The organism is Streptomyces sp. NPDC046821, assembly GCF_040645335.1.
Classification (GTDB): domain Bacteria; phylum Actinomycetota; class Actinomycetes; order Streptomycetales; family Streptomycetaceae; genus Streptomyces.
On sequence record NZ_JBEYYB010000013.1, the window covers coordinates 288325 to 308209 of the forward strand.

General features: G+C 71.3%; 16 protein-coding genes. 11 read left to right on the forward strand and 5 right to left on the reverse strand.

The window, feature by feature from the left end; all coding sequences use genetic code 11:
• Positions 1-276: 276 nt before the first annotated feature.
• Positions 277-1401 (reverse strand): DNA integrity scanning diadenylate cyclase DisA, encoded by a 1125-nt coding sequence (gene disA, locus ABZ893_RS27190; protein ID WP_361408250.1) that lies wholly within the window; start codon positions 1399-1401, stop codon positions 277-279.
• A gap of 122 nt (positions 1402-1523) precedes the next feature.
• A complete protein-coding gene (radA, locus tag ABZ893_RS27195) occupies positions 1524-2933 on the reverse strand; it encodes a DNA repair protein RadA (protein ID WP_361408252.1) in 1410 nt (469 codons plus the stop codon).
• A 211-nt stretch (positions 2934-3144) separates the two neighbouring features.
• Here radA and ABZ893_RS27200 point away from each other — a divergent pair, with 211 nt between their 5' ends.
• Positions 3145-5022: a hypothetical protein gene (locus ABZ893_RS27200; protein ID WP_361408342.1), complete on the forward strand. Its 1878-nt coding sequence runs from the start codon at positions 3145-3147 to the stop codon at positions 5020-5022.
• 36 nt (positions 5023-5058) lie between these two features.
• Here the strand turns inward: ABZ893_RS27200 and ABZ893_RS27205 are convergent, their stop codons facing one another.
• The gene (locus tag ABZ893_RS27205) at positions 5059-6012 is read right to left on the reverse strand and encodes a hypothetical protein (protein WP_361408254.1); all 954 of its coding nucleotides are present in this window, start codon (positions 6010-6012) and stop codon (positions 5059-5061) included.
• Between the two features lie 84 nt (positions 6013-6096).
• Between ABZ893_RS27205 and ABZ893_RS27210 the strand changes: the two genes are divergently transcribed.
• From ABZ893_RS27210 to ilvD, 4 genes are all read left to right on the forward strand, one after another.
• Positions 6097-7074, forward strand: coding sequence for a Ppx/GppA phosphatase family protein (locus ABZ893_RS27210; RefSeq protein ID WP_361408256.1), 978 nt, complete (start codon positions 6097-6099; stop codon positions 7072-7074).
• Between the two features lie 249 nt (positions 7075-7323).
• Positions 7324-8148 carry a sugar phosphate isomerase/epimerase gene (locus tag ABZ893_RS27215; protein ID WP_361408258.1) on the forward strand — a complete coding sequence of 275 codons (825 nt, stop codon included), beginning with the start codon at positions 7324-7326 and terminating at the stop codon, positions 8146-8148.
• Positions 8145-8777, forward strand: a complete 633-nt coding sequence (locus ABZ893_RS27220; RefSeq protein WP_361408260.1) for a TetR family transcriptional regulator — start codon at positions 8145-8147, stop codon at positions 8775-8777. Before ABZ893_RS27215 ends, ABZ893_RS27220 begins: the two co-directional genes overlap by 4 nt.
• A 191-nt stretch (positions 8778-8968) precedes the next feature.
• Entirely contained in the window at positions 8969-10822 is a 1854-nt protein-coding gene (ilvD, locus tag ABZ893_RS27225; protein WP_361408261.1) for a dihydroxy-acid dehydratase, read from the forward strand.
• Between the two features lie 134 nt (positions 10823-10956).
• Here the strand turns inward: ilvD and ABZ893_RS27230 are convergent, their stop codons facing one another.
• Entirely contained in the window at positions 10957-13227 is a 2271-nt protein-coding gene (locus ABZ893_RS27230; protein ID WP_361408345.1) for a serine/threonine-protein kinase, read from the reverse strand.
• 141 nt (positions 13228-13368) lie between these two features.
• On the opposite strand from ABZ893_RS27230, the gene ABZ893_RS27235 reads away from it, so the two are divergent.
• From ABZ893_RS27235 to proC, 6 genes are all read left to right on the forward strand, one after another.
• Positions 13369-13680 carry a hypothetical protein gene (locus tag ABZ893_RS27235; RefSeq protein WP_361408263.1) on the forward strand — a complete coding sequence of 104 codons (312 nt, stop codon included), beginning with the start codon at positions 13369-13371 and terminating at the stop codon, positions 13678-13680.
• A gap of 151 nt (positions 13681-13831) precedes the next feature.
• Positions 13832-14359 (forward strand): EamA/RhaT family transporter, encoded by a 528-nt coding sequence (locus ABZ893_RS27240; RefSeq protein ID WP_361408265.1) that lies wholly within the window; start codon positions 13832-13834, stop codon positions 14357-14359.
• Between the two features lie 57 nt (positions 14360-14416).
• Positions 14417-15190: a methyltransferase domain-containing protein gene (locus ABZ893_RS27245; protein WP_361408267.1), complete on the forward strand. Its 774-nt coding sequence runs from the start codon at positions 14417-14419 to the stop codon at positions 15188-15190.
• 363 nt (positions 15191-15553) lie between these two features.
• Complete coding sequence (locus ABZ893_RS27250; RefSeq protein WP_361408270.1) at positions 15554-16504, forward strand: ABC transporter ATP-binding protein; 951 nt, start codon at positions 15554-15556, stop codon at positions 16502-16504.
• The gene (locus ABZ893_RS27255; RefSeq protein WP_361408273.1) at positions 16501-17238 is read left to right on the forward strand and encodes an ABC transporter permease; all 738 of its coding nucleotides are present in this window, start codon (positions 16501-16503) and stop codon (positions 17236-17238) included. Before ABZ893_RS27250 ends, ABZ893_RS27255 begins: the two co-directional genes overlap by 4 nt.
• Before the next feature lie 137 nt (positions 17239-17375).
• Entirely contained in the window at positions 17376-18197 is an 822-nt protein-coding gene (gene proC / locus ABZ893_RS27260) for a pyrroline-5-carboxylate reductase (RefSeq protein ID WP_361408276.1), read from the forward strand.
• Between the two features lie 92 nt (positions 18198-18289).
• On the opposite strand, the gene trpS is transcribed toward proC, so the two are convergent.
• The gene (gene trpS, locus ABZ893_RS27265; protein ID WP_361408279.1) at positions 18290-19288 is read right to left on the reverse strand and encodes a tryptophan--tRNA ligase; all 999 of its coding nucleotides are present in this window, start codon (positions 19286-19288) and stop codon (positions 18290-18292) included.
• Positions 19289-19885: the final 597 nt, after the last annotated feature.

Here is a 19885-nt window from a genome sequence, read left to right on the forward strand (position 1 = left end):
CGTACGAGACGAGCGAACCCGAGAAACGGCCCCCACCGGCCCTGGGCCGCGTACGAAACGGAAGGGGCCGTGGCGGGATGTGCGCGCGGAGCCACCAGCACCACACGCAGGTGCCATAAGCCCGGCTACGTAAACCGCTAGAACAGCGAGCACGTACATCCCGGCGCGGCCCCGCACCCGTAAAAACAGGGCGCCGACAGCGAACCGGAACAAGCCGCCCAAGGGATCCGAGTCGAACCCCCGAGCCCCCCGGCCCACCCACACCCCCGCCAAAAACTAGACGTACCGCTCCAGAATCGATGACTCCGCCAGCCGAGAAAGCCCCTCGCGCACGCTACGAGCCCGGGCCTCCCCGACCCCATCCACCGTCTGCAGATCATCCACACTCGCGGCAAGCAACTTCTGCAACCCCCCGAAGTGCTCGACCAGCCGCTCGATGATCGCCCCAGGCAGCCGAGGCACCTTCGCCAGCAACCGGAACCCACGGGGCGAAACCGCGGAGTCCAAGGTCTCGGGAGACCCGGTGTACCCCAACGCACGGGCCACGGTGGACAGTTCAAGCAGCTCGGCATGGGTGAGCGCGTCCAGCTCGGAGAGCGCCTCATCGACGGTCCGAGACCGCTTCGCGGTGGGCTCCGGCACATAGTCCCGGATCACCAGCTCCCGCTCAGGCTCCACCCCGGCGATCAACTCGTCGAGCTGAAGCGCGAGAAGCCGTCCGTCCGTACCGAGCTCCACCACGTACTCGGCGATCTCGGTGGCGATACGCCGCACCATTTCGAGCCGCTGAGCGACCGCGGTCACGTCCCGCACGGTGACAAGATCCTCGATCTCCAGAGCGGAGAGCGTCCCGGCGACCTCGTCCAGACGGAGCTTGTACCGCTCAAGAGTGGCGAGCGCCTGATTCGCACGGGACAGAATCGCCGCCGAGTCCTCAAGAACGCGCCGCTGCCCGTCCACGTAAAGAGCGATGAGCCGCATCGACTGCGAGACGGACACCACAGGAAAGCTGACCTGCTTGCTGACGCGGTCCGCCGTGCGGTGCCGCGTGCCCGTCTCCTCCGTGGGGATCGTCGGGTCGGGCACCAACTGGACGCCGGCCCGCAGGATCTTGGTGATGTCCTTGTCGATCACGATGCCGCCGTCGAGCTTGCACAGCTCACGCAGCCGCGTCGCCGTGAACTCGACGTCCAGGATGAAGCCGCCGGTGCACATCGACTCGACGGTCTTGTCCCAGCCGAGCACGATGAGCCCGCCGGTGTTCCCGCGGAGGATGCGCTCGAGGCCGTCACGCAGCGCCGTACCGGGCGCGACCGCGCTCAGTGAGGCCCGCATCAGCCCATCGGCACCGGAGCTCCCGCCGGACTTGCCGGGAGCTGCTGCCCGGTCGTTGGCTGCCACTGCACTCCTCCGGTCGCAGATGTCGCAGATATTCGCAGATACCGCAGATGTCCCAGATCTTGCGATTGGCGCAGATCTTCAATGCCCTGGGTTCGTACGCATGGGCGAGACCAGGGCAAAGTCTACCGGCGCTCCTCCGCCTCCCGTGGGGCCTCTCGGCGACGGCTCCTCGGCAGCACCCGCAGAGCGTCCCCCATGTCGGCGACTTCGGTGACCTTCATACCGGCCGGGACCTTCCCCGGATCGGCCGGCACGAGCGCGTGCGTGAAGCCGAGCCGGTGCGCCTCGGCGAGCCGCCGCTGCACCCCCGTCACGCGTCTGACCTCGCCCGCGAGGCCCACCTCGCCGATCGCGACGAGGTTCTTGGGGAGCGGGGTGTCGCTCGCCGCGCTGGCGAGGGCGAGCGCGATGGCGAGGTCCGCGGCCGGCTCGGAGAGCTTCACTCCGCCCACCGTCGCGCTGTAGATGTCGCGCTTGCCGAGCGCGCTGATCCGGCCACGCTGCTCCAGAACGGCCAGCATCATCGAGACGCGGGAGGTCTCCAGACCGGAGGTGGTGCGGCGCGGGGAGGGGATCTGCGAGTCGACGGTCAGGGCCTGCACCTCGGCGACGAGGGGGCGGCGGCCCTCCAGGGTGACGGTCAGGCAGGTGCCGGGGACGGGCTCGTCGCGGCGCGTGAGGAACAGCCCGCTGGGGTCGGCGAGCCCGGTGATCCCCTCGTCGTGCAGCTCGAAGCAGCCGACCTCGTCGGTCGTCCCGTACCGGTTCTTCACGCCGCGCACCAGGCGCAGGCGCGCGTGCCGGTCGCCCTCGAAGGACAGGACGACGTCGACCAGGTGCTCCAGGAGGCGGGGTCCGGCGATCGCGCCGTCCTTGGTGACGTGGCCCACGAGAAGGGTGGCCATGCCGCGCTCCTTGGAGGCGCGGATGAGCGCGCCGGCGACCTCGCGGACCTGGGCCATGCCGCCGGGTGCGCCGTCGATCTCCGGGGAGGCGACGGTCTGTACGGAGTCCATGATCAGGAGGCTGGGCTTCACCGCGTCCAAGTGGCCGAGGACGGCGGACAGGTCGGTCTCGGCCGCGAGATAGAGGTGGTCGTCGATCGCCTTGATGCGGTCGGCGCGCAGCCGCACCTGGCTCGCCGACTCCTCGCCCGTGACGTAGAGCGTGCGGTGCTCGTCGCTGGCGGCCTTGGCGGCGACGTCGAGCAGGAGGGTGGACTTGCCGACGCCCGGCTCGCCCGCGAGCAGCACGACGGCACCGGGCACCAGGCCGCCGCCGAGGACCCGGTCGAGCTCGGGCACGCCGGTGGAGCGGGCGGTGGCCTGCCGGCCGTCGACCTGGCCGATGGGGACGGCGGACGTCGTGACCCGGCCGGGCGCGGTCGTGCGCACGGCGGGCGCGCCGTACTCCTCGACCGTCCCCCAGGCCTGGCACTCGCCGCAGCGCCCCAGCCATTTGGCCGTCTGCCAGCCGCACTCGGTGCAGCGGTACGACGGACGGTCCTTGGCGGTTTTCGTACGGGCAGCCATGCACGGAACCGTAACCGAGCCCACTGACAGCCCGGCCCCGCGCCCGGTGTGCGCCTGTGCGCCCTGGCGCACATAGGACCCCCGAGCAGGTGTTCCCCGAACGGAAATGAAAGATCGCGTCCCCTTTCGAGGGATCGTTTCACCCGTACGGATTAAATGTGCCCAAGGGGGAGGAAGGGTGCTGCACCATCCACCTACGGTCGCACGGGTGATGACGAGCAGGCCGCAAACTCCCACGCAGACCACCGGCGCACACCGGGCGCACCGCGACGGGCGCGAGCGACCTGCGCCACGGACCGTTCCCCAGGCCCCCGCGTCTTCCCAGGGCCCCGCGTCACGGTACGAGCCGCATCTGGACGGCCTGTTCACGTACTGCCTGTCCGTCCTCTGCGATCACGACGACGCCGTCGCGGCCCTGGGCGACGCGCTCGCCCTGGCCGAGCGCCGCGGCTCGCGCGGCCCCGAGGCCGAGAGCGACCGCAAGGCCTGGCTGTACGCGCTCGCGCGCTGGTCCTGCCTGCGTGCCCTCACCGAGGCGAAGCGCCGCAGGCAGGGAGCGCACGCGGCGGGCCGCCAGGAGATCCCCGCTCAGCCGAAGGCCCCCCAAGGGCCGGTGTCCCAGGGCGGCCCCGCCTCTCATGGGGCCCCCGCCTCGAAGATCCCCTCCCAGCCAGGAACCGCACCGGGAACCCCACAGACAACCCCACCGGGAACCCTCTCCGACGAGACCGAGGCGCGCCGCCGCCGGGAGCTCGCCCTCCTCGCCTGGCCGGAGGCCGCCGGCACGACGCCCGAGCAGCGCGAGGCCCTCGAACTCGCCGTGCGGCACCAGCTGTCCCCCCGCGAGGTCGCCGCCGCCCTAGGGTCCGACCCGGCGCTCACCCGCGAACTCCTCGCCTCGGCCGCCTGCGAGGTCGAACGCACCCGCGCCGCGCTCGCCGTCGTCGAGACGGGCACCTGCCCGAGCGTCGCCCGCCTCACCGGGGACAACCAGCTCCTGCTGAGCTCCGCCCTGCGCCGTGAGCTGGTCCGGCACGTCGACGACTGCCCGCGCTGCCGCCGTACCGCCGAGCGCGCCGCCCCCGGCGCCTGGCCCGGCACCTCGGTCACCCCGGCAGCCCTGCCCCTCGTGACGGCGCCCCGCGCGGCCCTGCACGCCGCCATGGCGCACGCCGCGCGCCCCCAGCGCGGCGTCGTACCCCGCTTCGACCGGCGCGGCTTCCCGATGGACCCCAAGGACCGCGCCGCCCGCCGCGACCGGCTACGCGCGCGTGCCGTCACGACCACGGTCGTCGCCACCGTCGTGGCCGCCCCGGTGCTCGCGCTCTGGGCGGCGTACCGGGGGGCGCCGGAGACGGGCGAGGGGCAGGACGGGCGCTCGGTCAGCGCGAGCGAGTCCGGCGAGACGGGCGGGCTCGGCCGCAACCGCACGGACGGCGCGTACGAGAACGCGGGGAACGCGAGTACGACCCCGGACACCCGTTTCACCGCCGGCAGCCGCTCCCCGGACGTCTCCGTGGAGGTCATCAGCCCCGGCGGCCCGACGCAGTCAGGCCCGGGGCGGCTCACCGTCGACGCGCAGCCCAGCGGCTCCACAACCCTGATCACGCTGACGGCGTCCGGAAGTTCACCGGTCCACTGGTCCGCGCACACAGGAGCGAGCTGGCTCTACCTGTCGAGCACGTCGGGAACCCTGCGCCCCGGCGAGTCGTTCACGATCCGGGTGTACGTCGATCATGACCGGGAGCCCGCCGGGCACTGGTCGGCACGCATCGGCATCGGCCCGTCCGGTGCGGTCATCTCGGTCGGGGGATACGGGAGTTCGCACCCCTCGCAGCCCGGCCCCTCCGACCCGACCCCGTCGAGCCCCGGCCCCGGCCCGTCCAACACGGGCAACCCGGGCCCCGGCCCGTCGGACCCGAGCCCGACGCCCTCCGACCCGAGCCCGAGCAGTCCGGACCCGACACCGACGCCGTCCGACCCGACCCCCACACCGTCTGAGCCGTCCCCGAGCGCGTCCACGCCCACGGACTCGTCACCGCCGCCGAGCGAAAGCCAAAGCGGCGGCGCGAGCCCGACCCAGAGCTAGGCCTCCGACCCAGATCTAGGACCCCGACCCAGAGAGCTAGGACTCCGTGGGATCCGCAGGGTGCGGAGCCAGCAGCGGAAGCTGTGACGCCAGCCGCTCCTCGCACAGCTCGGCGAGGCGGTCGTACCCCTCCTTGCCCATGAGCTCGGTCAGCTCGGGCCGGTAGGAGACGTACACCGGGTCGCCGGCTCCGTGGGCCGACGTCGCCGAGGTGCACCACCAGTGCAGGTCGTGGCCGCCCGGCCCCCAGCCGCGGCGGTCGTACTCACCGATCGACACCTGGAGCACCCGGGTGTCGTCCGGCCGGTCGATCCACTCGTAGGTCCGCCGGACCGGCAGCTGCCAGCACACGTCCGGCTTCGTCTCCAGCGGCTCCCGGCCCTCCTTGAGCGCCAGGATGTGCAGCGAGCAGCCCGCGCCGCCCTTGAAACCGGGGCGGTTCTGGAAGATGCACGAGCCGTTGTACGGGCGGGTCTGGCGCTCGCCGTCCTCGTCCTTGGAGACCCAGCCCGTCTGCGTACCGACCTCATGGTGCTGCCAGATGTCCGGCGTGAGGCGCGCCACGAAGCCCGCGACCCGCTTCTCGTCGTCCTCGTCGGAGAAGTGGGCGCCGAGCGTGCAGCAGCCGTCGTCCGCGCGGCCCGCCTGGATGCCCTGGCAGCCGCTTCCGAAGATGCAGCTCCAGCGTGAGGTCAGCCACGTCAGATCGCAGCGGAAGACCTGCTCGTCGTCCGCCGGGTCGGGGAACTCGACCCAGGCGCGGGCGAAGCCCAGGCCCTTCTCGTCAGGGACGGGACCCTTGGCCTTGCGAGGGCCGGAACCCTTGGGCTGATCAGGGGCGGAGCCCTTCGGTGAGCGCTTCGGCTTCGACTCCTCGGGGGCCTTCGACGGCTTCGCGGCCGACGTGGCTTCCTTGTCGCTCTTGCCGCGCTTATTGCTCTTGTCTGTGTTGTCGCGCTTGTCGGCGTTGGCCTTTTTCGTCTTTGGCACGGCTCCAGGGTAAGCGCGCTCCCGTGCCCTGCGGGACTGCCTTCGAGGACCGCCTTCGGCCTCGCACGCAGTAGCGTTCCGGTTATGAGACTCGGTGTACTCGACGTGGGTTCGAACACGGTGCACTTGCTCGTGGTGGACGCACACCCGGGCGCACGCCCGCTGCCCGCGCATTCGCACAAGGCGGAGCTGCGGCTCGCGCAACTCCTCGACGACCGCGGAGCCATCGGCCCCGAGGGCGTCGAACGGCTGATCGCCACTGTCCGGGACGCCCTGGAGGCCGCGGAGGACAAGGGCGTCGAGGACCTGCTGCCCTTCGCCACGTCCGCCGTGCGCGAGGCCACCAACGCCGACGAGGTCCTGGCCCGGGTCAAGGAGGAAACCGGCGTCGAGCTGCGCGTCCTCACCGGCGAGGAGGAGGCCCGGCTCACCTTCCTCGCGGCCCGCCGCTGGTTCGGTTGGTCGGCGGGCAAGCTGCTCATTCTCGACATCGGCGGCGGGTCGCTCGAGATCGCGTACGGCATCGACGAGGAGCCGGACGCCGCGGTGTCGCTGCCGCTGGGCGCGGGCCGTCTGACGTCGGCCTGGCTGCCGGGCGACCCGGCGGACCCGGCGGATGTCAAGGCGCTGCGCCGGCACGTACGCGCGCAGATCGCCCGGACGGTCGGCGAATTCAGCCGCTTCGGCAGCCCCGACCACGTCGTCGCCACGTCCAAGACGTTCAAGCAGCTCGCCCGCCTCGCCGGAGCGGCCCGTTCCACCGAGGGTCTCTACGTCCAGCGCGAGCTGAAGCGCAGGTCCCTGGAGGACTGGGTGCCGCGCCTCGCCTCGATGACGGAGGCGGAGCGCGCCGAGCTCCCCGGCGTCTCGGAGGGACGTGCGGGCCAGCTGCTCGCGGGCGCGCTGGTGGCCGAAGGGGCGATGGACCTGTTCGGGGTGGAGACCCTGGAGGTCTGCCCCTGGGCGCTCCGCGAGGGCGTGATCCTCAGGCGCCTCGACCACATGCCGGGAAGCGACGAGCGGCTGACGGCCGGGGGCGGGGTTGTGACGGAGGGGGTCTGAGGGGCGGGTCCTGAGGGGCGGGCGACGGCGCGCACCCTCGCCGAGGCGGCACCCGGCGCGCACCCCCTCGCCCAGGCGCCCCCGGCGCGTACCCCCGTCACCACACGCGCCACCCGGCGCGCACCCACCCCCACCACACCAACAGCCCCCACCCCCGATCACCCCCCACCCCCGTACTGAGGCGCACCCCACAACCCCCGCCCCCGGACCTCCGCGCCCGGGCCCATCCGGGGCCCGTACGCTGTCCCCGTGGCAGAACCAGTGGTGCGCGTCCCGGATGCGAAGGTCGCCCTGTCGACGGCCTCGGTCTATCCGGAGTCGACGGCGACGGCCTTCGAGATCGCCGCGCGCCTGGGCTACGACGGCGTCGAGGTCATGGTCTGGACCGACCCCGTCAGCCAGGACATCGAGGCCCTGCGCCGGCTCTCCGACTACCACCAGGTGCCGATACTCGCCGTGCACGCCCCCTGTCTGCTGATCACGCAGCGCGTGTGGTCGACGGACCCCTGGACCAAGCTCCAGCGCGCGCGCTCCGCGGCCGAGAAGCTCGGTGCGTCCACCGTCGTCGTCCACCCGCCGTTCCGCTGGCAGCGCCAGTACGCGCGCGACTTCGTGACCGGCATCTGGCGCATGGCGGACGAGACCGACGTCCGTTTCGCCGTCGAGAACATGTACCCGTGGCGCTACCGCGACCGCGAGATGCTCGCGTACGCGCCCGACTGGGACGTCACCAAGGACGACTACCGGCACTTCACGATCGACCTCAGCCACACCGCGACGGCCCGCACCGACGCGCTGTCCATGGTCGACCGCATGGGCGAGCGACTGGGCCACGTGCACCTAGCGGACGGCAAGGGTTCCGGGAAGGACGAGCACCTCGTCCCGGGCCGCGGCACCCAGCCCTGCGCCGAGGTGCTCGAACGGCTCGCCCTGACCGGCTTCGACGGCCACGTGGTCATCGAGGTCAACACCCGGCGCGCGATGTCCAGCGCCGAACGTGAGGCCGATCTGGCCGAGGCACTCGCCTTCACCCGCCTCCACCTCGCGTCGTCCGCCCGGGTCCACCGGCGATGACCGACCCGGACGCCCCGCCCCCCGCCCGCCGCAGGGGCCGCCCCTCCCGTACGCAGACGGAGGCGGCCGGCCCCGCGACCCGCGACCGCATCCTGGAGGCGGCCCGCGCGGAGTTCTCCGAACGCGGTTACGAGAAGACCTCCGTCCGCGGCATCGCCAAGGCGGCAGGCGTGGACTCGGCGCTCGTGCACCACTACTTCGGCACGAAGGAACAGGTCTTCGAGGCCTCCGTCGAGGTCGCCTTCGCCCCTGCCCTGCACGTGTCGGAGGCAGTCGAGGAGGGCCCGCTGGAGGGCGCGGGGGAGCGGCTGACCCGCTTCATCCTCTCCGTCTGGGAGAACCCGGCGACCCGCGCCCCGCTCCTCGCGATCGTCCGCTCGGCCGTGAACAACGAGACGGCGGCGGCCGTCTTCCGGCGCCTGATCGCCGTACAGCTGCTGCGGAAGATCGCCCGGCGGCTCGACCTGCCGAACGAGGAGGCCGAGCTGAGGGCGGAGCTGGCGGCGGCGCAGCTCGTGGGGATCGCGATGCTGCGGTACGTGATCCGGGTGGAACCGCTCGCGTCGGCGGACGTGGAGCGGATCGTCGAGCGGGTGGCGCCGGTGGTGCAGGGGCATTTGACGGGCTGACCACGCGATCGCGCTCCGCGCCTGTGCGACGCCGGTACCTGTGTAGACACCACGCATGGTGCACGTACGGCGAGACGGGCGTCCCGTATTCCGGACACCATGTCCGGATCTTGGATCGGCGGCGTACGCTCGACAACAGCCCTATCTGCCGCACGGGCCCCGGGAAGGGGCCCTTGAAGGAGCGAGCGACGATGCCCGAGCTGAGGTCCCGCACAGTCACCCACGGACGCAACATGGCGGGCGCACGCGCCCTTATGCGGGCCTCCGGGGTACCCGGTGCGGACATCGGCCGGAAGCCGATCATCGCCGTGGCCAACTCGTTCACCGAGTTCGTGCCCGGCCACACCCACCTCCAGCCGGTCGGCCGCATCGTCTCCGAGGCGATCACGGCGGCGGGCGGCATCGCCCGCGAGTTCAACACGATCGCCGTCGACGACGGCATCGCGATGGGCCACGGCGGGATGCTCTACTCGCTCCCGTCCCGCGACCTGATCGCCGACTCGGTCGAGTACATGGTCGAGGCGCACTGCGCCGACGCCCTGATCTGCATCTCGAACTGCGACAAGATCACCCCCGGAATGCTGATGGCGGCGCTCCGCCTGAACATCCCGACGGTCTTCGTCTCCGGCGGCCCGATGGAGTCCGGCCGCGCCACCCTCGTCGACGGCTCGGTCCGCACGCTCGACCTGGTCGACGCGATCTCCGACGCGGTGAACCCGAACATCTCGGACGAGGACATCTCCCGCATCGAGGAGAACGCCTGCCCGACCTGCGGTTCCTGTTCCGGCATGTTCACCGCCAACTCGATGAACTGCCTGACCGAGGCGATCGGCCTCTCCCTCCCCGGCAACGGCACGGTGCTCGCCACCCACACCGCCCGCAAGGCGCTGTACGAGAACGCGGCCCGCACGGTCGTCGACATCACCCGTCGCTACTACGACGAGGACGACGACTCCGTCCTGCCGCGCTCGGTCGCGACCCGCGGCGCCTTCGAGAACGCCATGGCCCTCGACATCGCCATGGGCGGCTCCACCAACACGATCCTGCACCTGCTCGCCGCGGCCCAGGAGGCCGAGCTCGACTACGGCCTGCCGGACATGGACGAGGTCTCGCGCCGGGTCCCCTGCCTGGCCAAGGTCGCCCCGAACGTCGCCAAGGACCGCACGTACTACATGGAGGACGTGCACCGGGCCGGCGGCATCCCCGCCATCCTCGGCGAGCTGTACCGCGCGGGCCTGCTGAACGAGGACGTCCACGCCGTCCACGCGCCCTCCGTCAAGCAGTGGCTGGAGACCTGGGACGTGCGCGGCGGCTCCCCGTCGGAAGAGGCCGTCGAGCTGTGGCACGCGGCCCCCGGCTGCGTCCGCTCGGCGACCGCCTTCTCGCAGTCGGAGCGCTGGGACACCCTCGACACGGACGCGGCGAACGGCTGCATCCGCGACGCGGCCCACGCGTACTCGAAGGACGGCGGACTCGCCGTCCTGCACGGCAACCTCGCCGTCGACGGCTGCGTCGTGAAGACCGCCGGCGTCGACGAGTCGATCTGGACCTTCGAGGGCCCGGCCGTCGTCTGCGAGTCGCAGGAGGAGGCCGTCGAGAAGATCCTGAACAAGCAGGTCAAGGACGGCGACGTGGTCGTCATCCGCTACGAGGGCCCCAAGGGCGGCCCGGGTATGCAGGAGATGCTCTACCCGACCTCCTTCCTCAAGGGCCGCGGCCTCGGCAAGACCTGCGCGCTGGTCACGGACGGCCGGTTCTCCGGCGGCACGTCGGGCCTGTCCATCGGCCACGCCTCGCCCGAGGCGGCGTCCGGCGGCACGATCGCCCTGGTCAAGGACGGCGACCACATCCGCATCGACATCCCGAACCGCTCGATCGAACTGCTGGTCGCGGACGAGGAACTGGCGGCCCGCCGCGAGGCCATGGGCGGCGTCTACGCCCCCGCGAACCGTGACCGCAAGGTCTCGGCGGCCCTGCGCGCCTACGCGGCGATGGCCACGAGCGCGGACAAGGGCGCGGTGCGGGACGTGTCGAAGCTGGGCTGAGACAGCTTTGCTTTTTGGGTGAGCCCGCCCGGCGGAGAATGTTTCCGACGGGCGGGCTTCGCCGTGTCTGTACGGGTTCGCCTGTGTGCGGGGGCGTCTGTGTATGGGGGGCTTACCAGTTCGCGGGGTCGCGTCTACCAGCTCGCGGGGTGGCGCCCGTCCACCGCGAACACGCTTCCGTCCGGCGCGCTCCCGTAGACCCGTCCGCCGTCACCCACCACCGGCGGGGGCAACTCCCCGACCACGCGTCCGGGTTCGGCCCCGAGCCGGGGGCGCGTCTGCCCCAGGGGTTTGCCCGTACGGGTGTCGGTGGCGAGGAGGCGGCCGTCCGGGGCGGCGAGGTAGAGGGTCGTACCGGCAACCACGGGGCGCGACAGCCGGCTGACGGAGGTCTCCAGGCGCCAGGTCTCCGCGTGACGGGGGTCGTTCGTGGCCGTGGTCTTCACGGCGACGAGTGAACCGCCGGCTCCGTAGACGTAGGCGACGCCTCCGCTCTCGGTGGCTTCGGCCTGGTCGGCCGGCGTCGCGAGGGGGTAGCGGTGGGCCGTGCGCCGGTCGGTGTCGAACCGTACGACGGCGTCCACCAGCAGGTTCGTATCGGTGGACAGCAGGTACACGGCTCCGTCCGACGCGCCGAAGGGGCTGAGGCTGCCGGCCGCACGGGCGGTCCAGCGCACGGTGCCGCGATGGGCGTCGACCGCGCTGACGGAGGTGGTGGTTCCGTCGGCGGAGGCGGTGACGGCGAAGAATTGCTCGGGGCCTGAGGTTGTTTGGTCGGCGGCTGCGATCCACCGGGTGCCGAGGCCACCGATGCGCTGCGTCCATCGCGCCTCACCGGTCGCGCTGTCCAGGGCCCGCACGGTACCCCCCGAACCGACCAGCAACGTCGTGTCCCCGCCCTGCTCCACGGAGTCGTACGCGGAAGCGTCGACGGCCCAACGCTCCTTGCCCGTACGGGGATCGAGCGCGCGGATGCGGTGACCGGTGACGAGCTGGACCAGGCCGCCGGAGAGTACGGGGGGCTCGGGGGCGGCGGAGGATGTACTCGGCGTGGTGGGCGTCTTCGTGGCTTGCGTCGCCTTCGCCGCCTTCGTCGTCCACAGGGTGTGGCCGTCGAGGGGATCGAGTCGCGTCGTGGTCCCGCTGCTCGTGACGCAGTAGAGCGCGCCCGGCCCGGAGGCGCACGCGGGGGCGGTGGTGCTCGCTCCGTCGAGGGTCCGGTGCCAGGGGGTGAACGCGGCGGCGCCTTGGCGCGCGGCGGCTCCGGCCGGCCGGGGTGCGCGGTCGCCGTCCGACGCGTACAGGACGACACCGGTGCCGGTGGCGGCCAGTACGAGGGCTGCCCCCGCCACGGGGACCCATCGGCGCGCGGCCTTGGTCGTCGAAGTGCGGAGGCGGCGGCGCGGGGCGTCGGCCTCGGTCCCGGGTCCCGCTGCCTCGCGCTGGCGGGGGTGGGTCGGCTGCTCGGCCGGCGCGTCGGCGGAGGCGGGTTCGGGCCAGTGGGGACGGACCAGGTCACTCGCGCGCCGCTGAGCGGGTATGAACGCCGGCTCCTGCCCCGGCCCCTCCGGGGCCTGCCCGCGCGCCTGCCGCAGCTCCTCCATGATCTCGGCCGGCAGCGGACGCTCGTCCGGATCCTTGGCAAGACAACGCCTGATCAGCGGCGCGAGGTCGCCGGGCACGCCTGCCAGATCCGGCTCGTTGTGAACGACCTGGTACGCCACGATGTACGGGCTGTTCGAGTCGAACGGTCCCCGTCCGGTCGCCGCGTGGGCCAGCACCGCTCCCATCGCGAACACATCGGCGGCGGGCCCCACTTCACGCGGCCGCTGGAACTGCTCGGGCGCCATGAACGGCGGCGACCCGATCAACTTCCCCGTCTCCGTACGCAGATCACTGTCCGTGGGCCGCGAGATGCCGAAGTCGATGACCTTGGGTCCATCGACGGCGAGCAGCACGTTGCTCGGCTTGAGATCGCGGTGTACGACGCCTGCGCGATGGATGTCCCGCAGCGCCTCGGCGAGCCCCGCGCCCAGCTTGCGCACCTCGGCGGGCGCCAGCGCACCGCTCCGCTTCACACGCTCGGCGAGGGTGTCCCCGGGGATGAACAGCGTGGCCATCCACGGCAGTTCGGCATGTGGATCCGCGTCGACGACCGGCGCGGTGAACGCCCCGCTGACTCTCCGCGCGGCATTGACCTCCTGCCGGAAACGAGCCCGGAACTCGGGATCCGCCGCGTACTCCGCGTGCACCACCTTGACGGCGAGCCGAAGCCCGGACGCGGACGTCGCCAGGTGCACCACACCCATGCCACCCCCGCCGAGGCACGACTCAAGTCGGTACTGCCCGGCGTACTCCGGATGCTCCGCTTCCGGGCCGGGCCCGGTGCTGCGCAGCGGCGGCATCGCCCACCCCCGTGTCTGTGTCCGCAAGCGCGACGCACGGAGCCTAGTCGATGGTGCGTGCGATACCGGAAGGGCTTGCTAGCCTGCGCGGGTCGCACGACAGGTGCGCGACTTTCAGACACATCAACGGGGGAGTTCATCATGGCTGTTGAAGACGAAACGGCGGCAGCAGGAACGGCCGACGCGCTGAGCACCGAGGCCTTCGCCGTCCGCTACCCGGTCGCCCCCGGCGTCCGCCTGAAGGTACGCAGCGGCCCGGGCACCCAGTACCAGCTGGTCAAGGTCCTCCCGCTGGACGCCCACGTACCGATCAACTGCCAGCGCCCGGGCGAAACGATCACCGGCACCTACGGCACCACAAACATCTGGGACAACATCGCCGGCGGCCAGTACGTCTCCGACGCCTACGTGAAAACCGGCACCGACGGCTACGTGGCCCCGCGCTGCGCCTAGCGGAGATCCGGGGGTACGGAAGCTGGGGCGTCGGAGCGTCGGGGCGCCGGACGCGCCGGGGAACCAGGGACCGGCAGAACCGGGGACCGCTGAACCAGGGATCTGGGGCCCGTCCACCCACCCCACGCCCCCTCCCGGCGATAATCGAACCGTGAGCGACGAATCCGGCACCCCCCACCCCGCCCCCGACACCTCGGGAGCCGCAACCGGTACCCCCGCGGGCCCCCGGCCCGAGGAGATCCGCTTCTTCGGCACGACCTGGGTCGACCACGACGGCGGCTACACCTGGCGCCGCGTCGCCGTCGCCGCCGGATCCCTGGTCGCCGCAGCAGCCGGCTGCTTCGTCCTCCGCTTCGCCTATGACGGCCTGGCCATCGCCGACGTCGGCTCCTTCGTGAACATCCTCGTCGTCCTGATGTTCGCCATCTGCAGCGCCCTGGCCTTCCGCCGCACCTGGGAGAGCTTCTCGAAGCGCCTGAACCCCGAGTCACAGGCATCCCTGCGCGGCTTCATGATGATCGGTTTCGTCGGCGTCCTCCTCGCCCACTTCGCACGCTGCTTCTCAGAGGCCCCCGGCGAAAAACTCCGCAGGCAGGAGTACGAGACCGCGCGCGAACAGTACGAACGCCGCACCACCCGCCGCACCGGCAACCCCTCCAAGAAGAAGCGCAAGAACTGACCTGCCCCCGGCACTTATCTACTGACGAGAGGCCGACGCGAGGGACAGGATGGCGAGATGACCACCGTCTCGCGCGCCCACTCATTCAACGCCGCAGCCGCGCAGTACGCCGCGAACCGCCCGTCCTATCCACCCGCCCTCCTCGACGCCCTCGAAGAACTCGCCGGCCGCCCCCTCGCCGGCGCCCGCGTCGCAGACGTAGGCGCGGGAACCGGCATCTCCACCGCCCTCCTGCACGCCCGCGGCGCCCACGTGGTCGCCGTCGAACCGGGCGAAGGCATGGCGGCCCAGTTCCGCCAGACCCTCCCCGCCGTACCGATCGTGCGCGGCGACGGCAACGCCCTCCCCCTCGCCGACGCCTCCCTGGACCTCCTCACCTACGCCCAGTCCTGGCACTGGACCACCCCGGACCAGTCGGGCCCCGAAGCGATGCGCGTCCTCCGCCCCGGCGGCACCCTCGCCCTGTGGTGGAACACCACCGCCCTCGACGTCCCCTGGATCGCCGCACAACAGGCACGCATCGCCAACCACGTGGGCGTCCACACGGGTGCCCGGCAACGCCCCGACCAGGCCCGAGCCACCGAACTCTCAGGCCTCGCAGCCCTCCCGGGCCATGGCGCCGTCACCCTGCGCCACATCCGCTGGAGCCGCCGAGTCCCCCTGGAAACCCACCTCGCCAACCTGGGCAGCCACTCAGCCTTCCTGGTCCTGGACCAAACCGACGCCGAGGCCTTCCTCACCGAAGAACACACCAGACTGACCACCCTCTTCCCCGCCGGAACAGTGGAAGAGACCTACGTAGTCGAACTCCTGACAACCACCCGAACCTGACCCACCCCCCTCACCTCAGCCACCCCCACCCAACCCGGCGAACACCGACGCCCCTGTCCCGCCGAGGCTCCCCAGCCGGGCCAGCACCCCCGGCACACAAGCGCCACCCTCGCCAGCCCCCGGCAGACCGGCAGCCCCGCACCCCGGCACCCCGCACCCCGGCACTCCGCACCCCGGCACTCCGCACCCCGGTACTCAGGCAGCCCCACACCCCGGCACCGCCCAAGCCGGCCCCCGGCGCGAGGGCGCGACCCCCCGGCTGCCCCTCGCCCACCTCGCCCGTCACACCCAGGCGCCCCAACCACCCCTCCCCACAGCCCCCCAACGCTTGACGCCCGCCCTCCCCAGAGGGATATTCACCACATGATGAATATCTCTCCAGAGCCCCCTGCTCCCGAACCCTCCGCCCGACCGGAACGCTCAGCCCCACCACCCGCCCCGGCCATCCACGCCAACGGCGTCACCGTCGTCCGAGGCGGCCGACCAGTCCTCCGCGCCCTCGACTTCGCCGTCCCCCGAGGTCAGATCACCGGTCTCCTCGGCCCCTCCGGCTGCGGCAAATCCACCCTCATGCGCGCCGTCGTCGGCACCCAGGCCAAGGTCACCGGCACCCTCACCGTCCTCGGCCACCCGGCAGGCTCCGCGGAACTCCGCTCCCGCATCGGATACGTCACCCAGTCCCCCTCCGTGTACGCAGACCTGACGGTCCGCCAGAACCTCGACTACTTCGCAGCCGTACTCCGACCAGGCCGCGCCGCCGCCTCCCACCGCCGAGACGACGTCGCCCGCGTCATCACGGAAGTCGACCTCACCTCCCACACCGACGAACTCGCCGGCAACCTCTCCGGCGGCCAGCTCAGCCGCGTCTCCCTGGCCGTCGCCCTGCTCGGCACCCCCGAACTCCTCGTCCTCGACGAACCCACCGTCGGCCTCGACCCCGTCCTACGCCGCGACCTGTGGAACCTCTTCCACGCCATCGCCGCCCGCGGAGCCACCCTCCTCGTCTCCTCGCACGTCATGGACGAGGCCGAACGCTGTCACCGCCTCCTCCTCATGCGCGAAGGCGAGCTCCTCGCCGACGACACCCCCGACGCCCTGCGAACCCAGACCGGCGCCGTCACCGTCGAAGACGCCTTCCTCCACCTCGTAGACCGGGCCAACGCGACCACCACCACCGCCACCAGCAACCCCAACGCCAGCCCCGAACCCAGCCCGAGCCCCAGCCCCGAACCCAGCCCGAGCCCCAGCCCGAGCCTCAACCCGAGCCCCAGCCCCAGCCCCGACCCCGACACCCGCCAGCGGAGCCCTCGATGAACGCAGCCCGCACCCTCGCCACCGCCGCCCGAGTCCTGCGCCAGCTCCGCCACGACCCGCGCTCCATCGCCCTGATGCTGCTGGTCCCGTGCGTGATGCTCGTCCTGCTCCGCTACGTCTTCGACGGCAGCGCGGGCACCTTCGACTCCATCGGCGCCTCCCTCCTCGGCATCTTCCCGCTCATCACGATGTTCCTGGTCACCTCGATCGCCACCCTGCGTGAACGCACCTCCGGCACCCTCGAACGCCTCCTCGCCATGCCCCTCGGCAAGAGCGACCTCATCGGCGGCTACGCCCTCGCCTTCGGAACCCTCGCCGTCATCCAGTCCGTCCTTGCGACGACCCTGGCGCTGTGGGGCCTCGGTCTCGACGTCACCGGATCGGCCTGGCTCCTGCTCCTGGTCGCCCTTCTCGACGCCCTGCTCGGCACCGCCCTCGGGCTCTTCGTCTCCGCCTTCGCGGCCTCCGAGTTCCAGGCCGTCCAGTTCATGCCGGCGGTGATCTTCCCCCAGCTGCTCCTGTGCGGCTTGTTCACCCCGCGCGACCAGATGCACCCCGTCCTCGAAGCGATCTCCAACGTCCTCCCCATGTCGTATGCCGTCGACGGAATGAACGAGGTCCTCCGCCACACCGACCTCACCGCCACCTATGTCCGCGACGCCCTGATCGTCGCGGGCTGCGCCGTCCTGGTCCTGACCCTCGGCGCCGCCACCCTCCGCCGCCGCACGACCTGACCGACGGCGCGCCCCACCACCCCCCACTGGCGACGCCCTGGCGTGGGCCGCCCGTCCGCCCACCGGACGCTCAACCGGAACCGTCCTCCCCGATGCGAGGATGACCCCGGACGACGCACACGGGAGGGCCAACGCTCATGAGCCAGAACTCGCGCCAGAAGGTCGCTGTACTCGGCACCGGCAAGATCGGTGAGGCGCTGCTCAGCGGCATGATCCGAGGCGGCTGGGCCCCGGCCGACCTCCTGGTCACGGCCCGCCGGCCCGAACGCGCCGAGGAACTCCGCACCCGCTACGGCGTCACCCCCGTCACCAACGCGGAAGCCGCCAAGCAGGCCGACACCCTGATCCTCACGGTCAAGCCCCAGGACATGGGCACCCTCCTTGCTGAACTCGCCCCGCACCTCCCCGCCGACCGCCTGGTCGTCAGCGGCGCGGCGGGCATCCCCACCACGTTCTTCGAGGAGCGCCTCCCCGAAGGCACCGCAGTCGTCCGCGTCATGACGAACACCCCCGCTCTCGTCGACGAAGCCATGTCTGTCATCTCCGCCGGCTCCCACGCCACGGCCGCCCACCTCGCCCACGCCGAGGAGATCTTCGGCGCCGTCGGCAAGACACTGCGCGTCCCCGAGTCCCAGCAGGACGCCTGCACCGCCCTGTCCGGCTCGGGCCCGGCCTATTTCTTCTACCTCGTCGAGGCCATGACCGACGCGGGCATCCTGCTCGGTCTGCCCCGCGACAAGGCCCACGACCTGATCGTCCAGTCCGCGATCGGCGCCGCCACGATGCTCCGCGACAGCGGCGAGCACCCCGTCAAGCTTCGCGAGAACGTCACCTCCCCCGCCGGCACCACCATCAACGCCATCCGCGAACTCGAGAACCACGGAGTCCGCGCCGCCCTCATCGCCGCCCTGGAAGCCGCCCGCGACCGCAGCCGCGAACTCGCCTCCGGCAACAACTGACGCCACCTGGGCCGACGAGCCAGGCCGTCTCCCTCCCCGACACCCGGGAGACGGCCGGACCCATACGCTGCACCCCTGCCGAGGCCTACTCCCTAGGCAGGAGGAAGCAGCCCGATCGCCCGATAAGCGGCGTCCACGGTCGGCTTCGCCTTATCCCTCGCCCGCTCAGCTCCCCGCCGCAACACCTCCTCTACATACGCGGGATCCTCGACCAGTTCCTTGTGTCGCTTCTGCACCGGCTTCAGAAGCTCGACCACGGCCTCCGCAGCAGCCTTCTTCAGCGCGCCATACGACTCATATACACCGCTCAAGGCCTGCGGGTTCCCACCCTCACAAGCGGCCAGAATCTCCAGCAGATTCGACACCCCGGGCTTGGCCTCGCGGTCGTACTCGACGTCCGTTCCGCTGTCCGTGACCGCCCGCATGATCTTCTTCCGCGCGACATCCGGCTCGTCGAGGAGATAGATGATCCCGGCCCCGTTGTCGTGCGACTTCCCCATCTTGGAAGCCGGGTCCTGGAGGTCCATGACCCGCGCGGCCACGGCGGGCGGCGTAGCCCGCGGCACCGCGAACGTGTGTCCGTACCGCTGGTTGAACCGCACCGCCAGATCACGGGTCAGCTCGACGTGCTGCGTCTGGTCCTCACCCACCGGAACCTCGTCCGCCCCGTACGCCAGGATGTCCGCCGCCATCAGGACCGGGTACGTCAGCAGGGACAGCCGCACACTCCCGCCCCGCTCCCGCTCGCGCACGGACTTCTCCTTGTACTGGATCATCCGCCGCATCTCGCCGTCCGTGGCGACGCACTCGAGCAGATACGACAGCCGAGCGTGCTCATCTACATGACTCTGTACGAACACGGTGCTCAGCTCGGGATCGAGCCCGCAGGCGAGCAGCAGCGTCGCCGCCTGCTGACTGAGCCGGCGCACCCGCCCGGGATCGTGATCCACGGTCAGCGCGTGCAGGTCGACGACGCAGAACAACGCGTCAGCCCGGTGCTGGTCGACTTCCGCCCACTGCCGTACGGCGCCGAGGTAGTTGCCCAGCGTCAGGTGCCCGGTCGGCTTGACCCCGCTGAAGATTCGCGTCATTACTTCACCTCCTGGTCAGGCCCGCCGGCCCGGCTGCCGGGCTTGGTGGTCTCCAGGAGGGAGATACAAGAACGGCCGCCGAGGCGGCGGCCGTTGGATGCATGCTTGTGCCGGCCGCCGTCAGGCGGCCCACCACTGCTGGGTGTGCGCATGCGTAGTCATGCGGTCCACCATAGACCTGGTGAGGCCGTCAGGCACGAGGTTGACACTCCTTGGACCGCTACGTAGTGTTCTCCGAGTTGCCCGACGTGAGCTCCGGTTCCTGACCGGTCCCCGGGCGGCCATTCCGCAAGAACCATTCAACGATCGATGACGTGTCTCTTCGAGGCGCTTCACGTCTCGTTGTCATGCGTGTTTGCGAAATGAGGAATCCGCGTTCGAAAGGACACCCCCGATTAGCTCGGGCGGCAGGAATCCGCTAATGTCTCACTCGTCGGAACGGCCCAACAGCCGGAAAGACAAACCCAACCGACTGGGAATCAGGCCCGAAAGGATCTGATAGAGTCGGAACCGCCGGAAAGGGAAACGCGAAAGCCGAAAGGCCGGAGCGGAAACCTGAAAGGCACCGAGGAAATCGGATCGGAAAGATCTGATAGA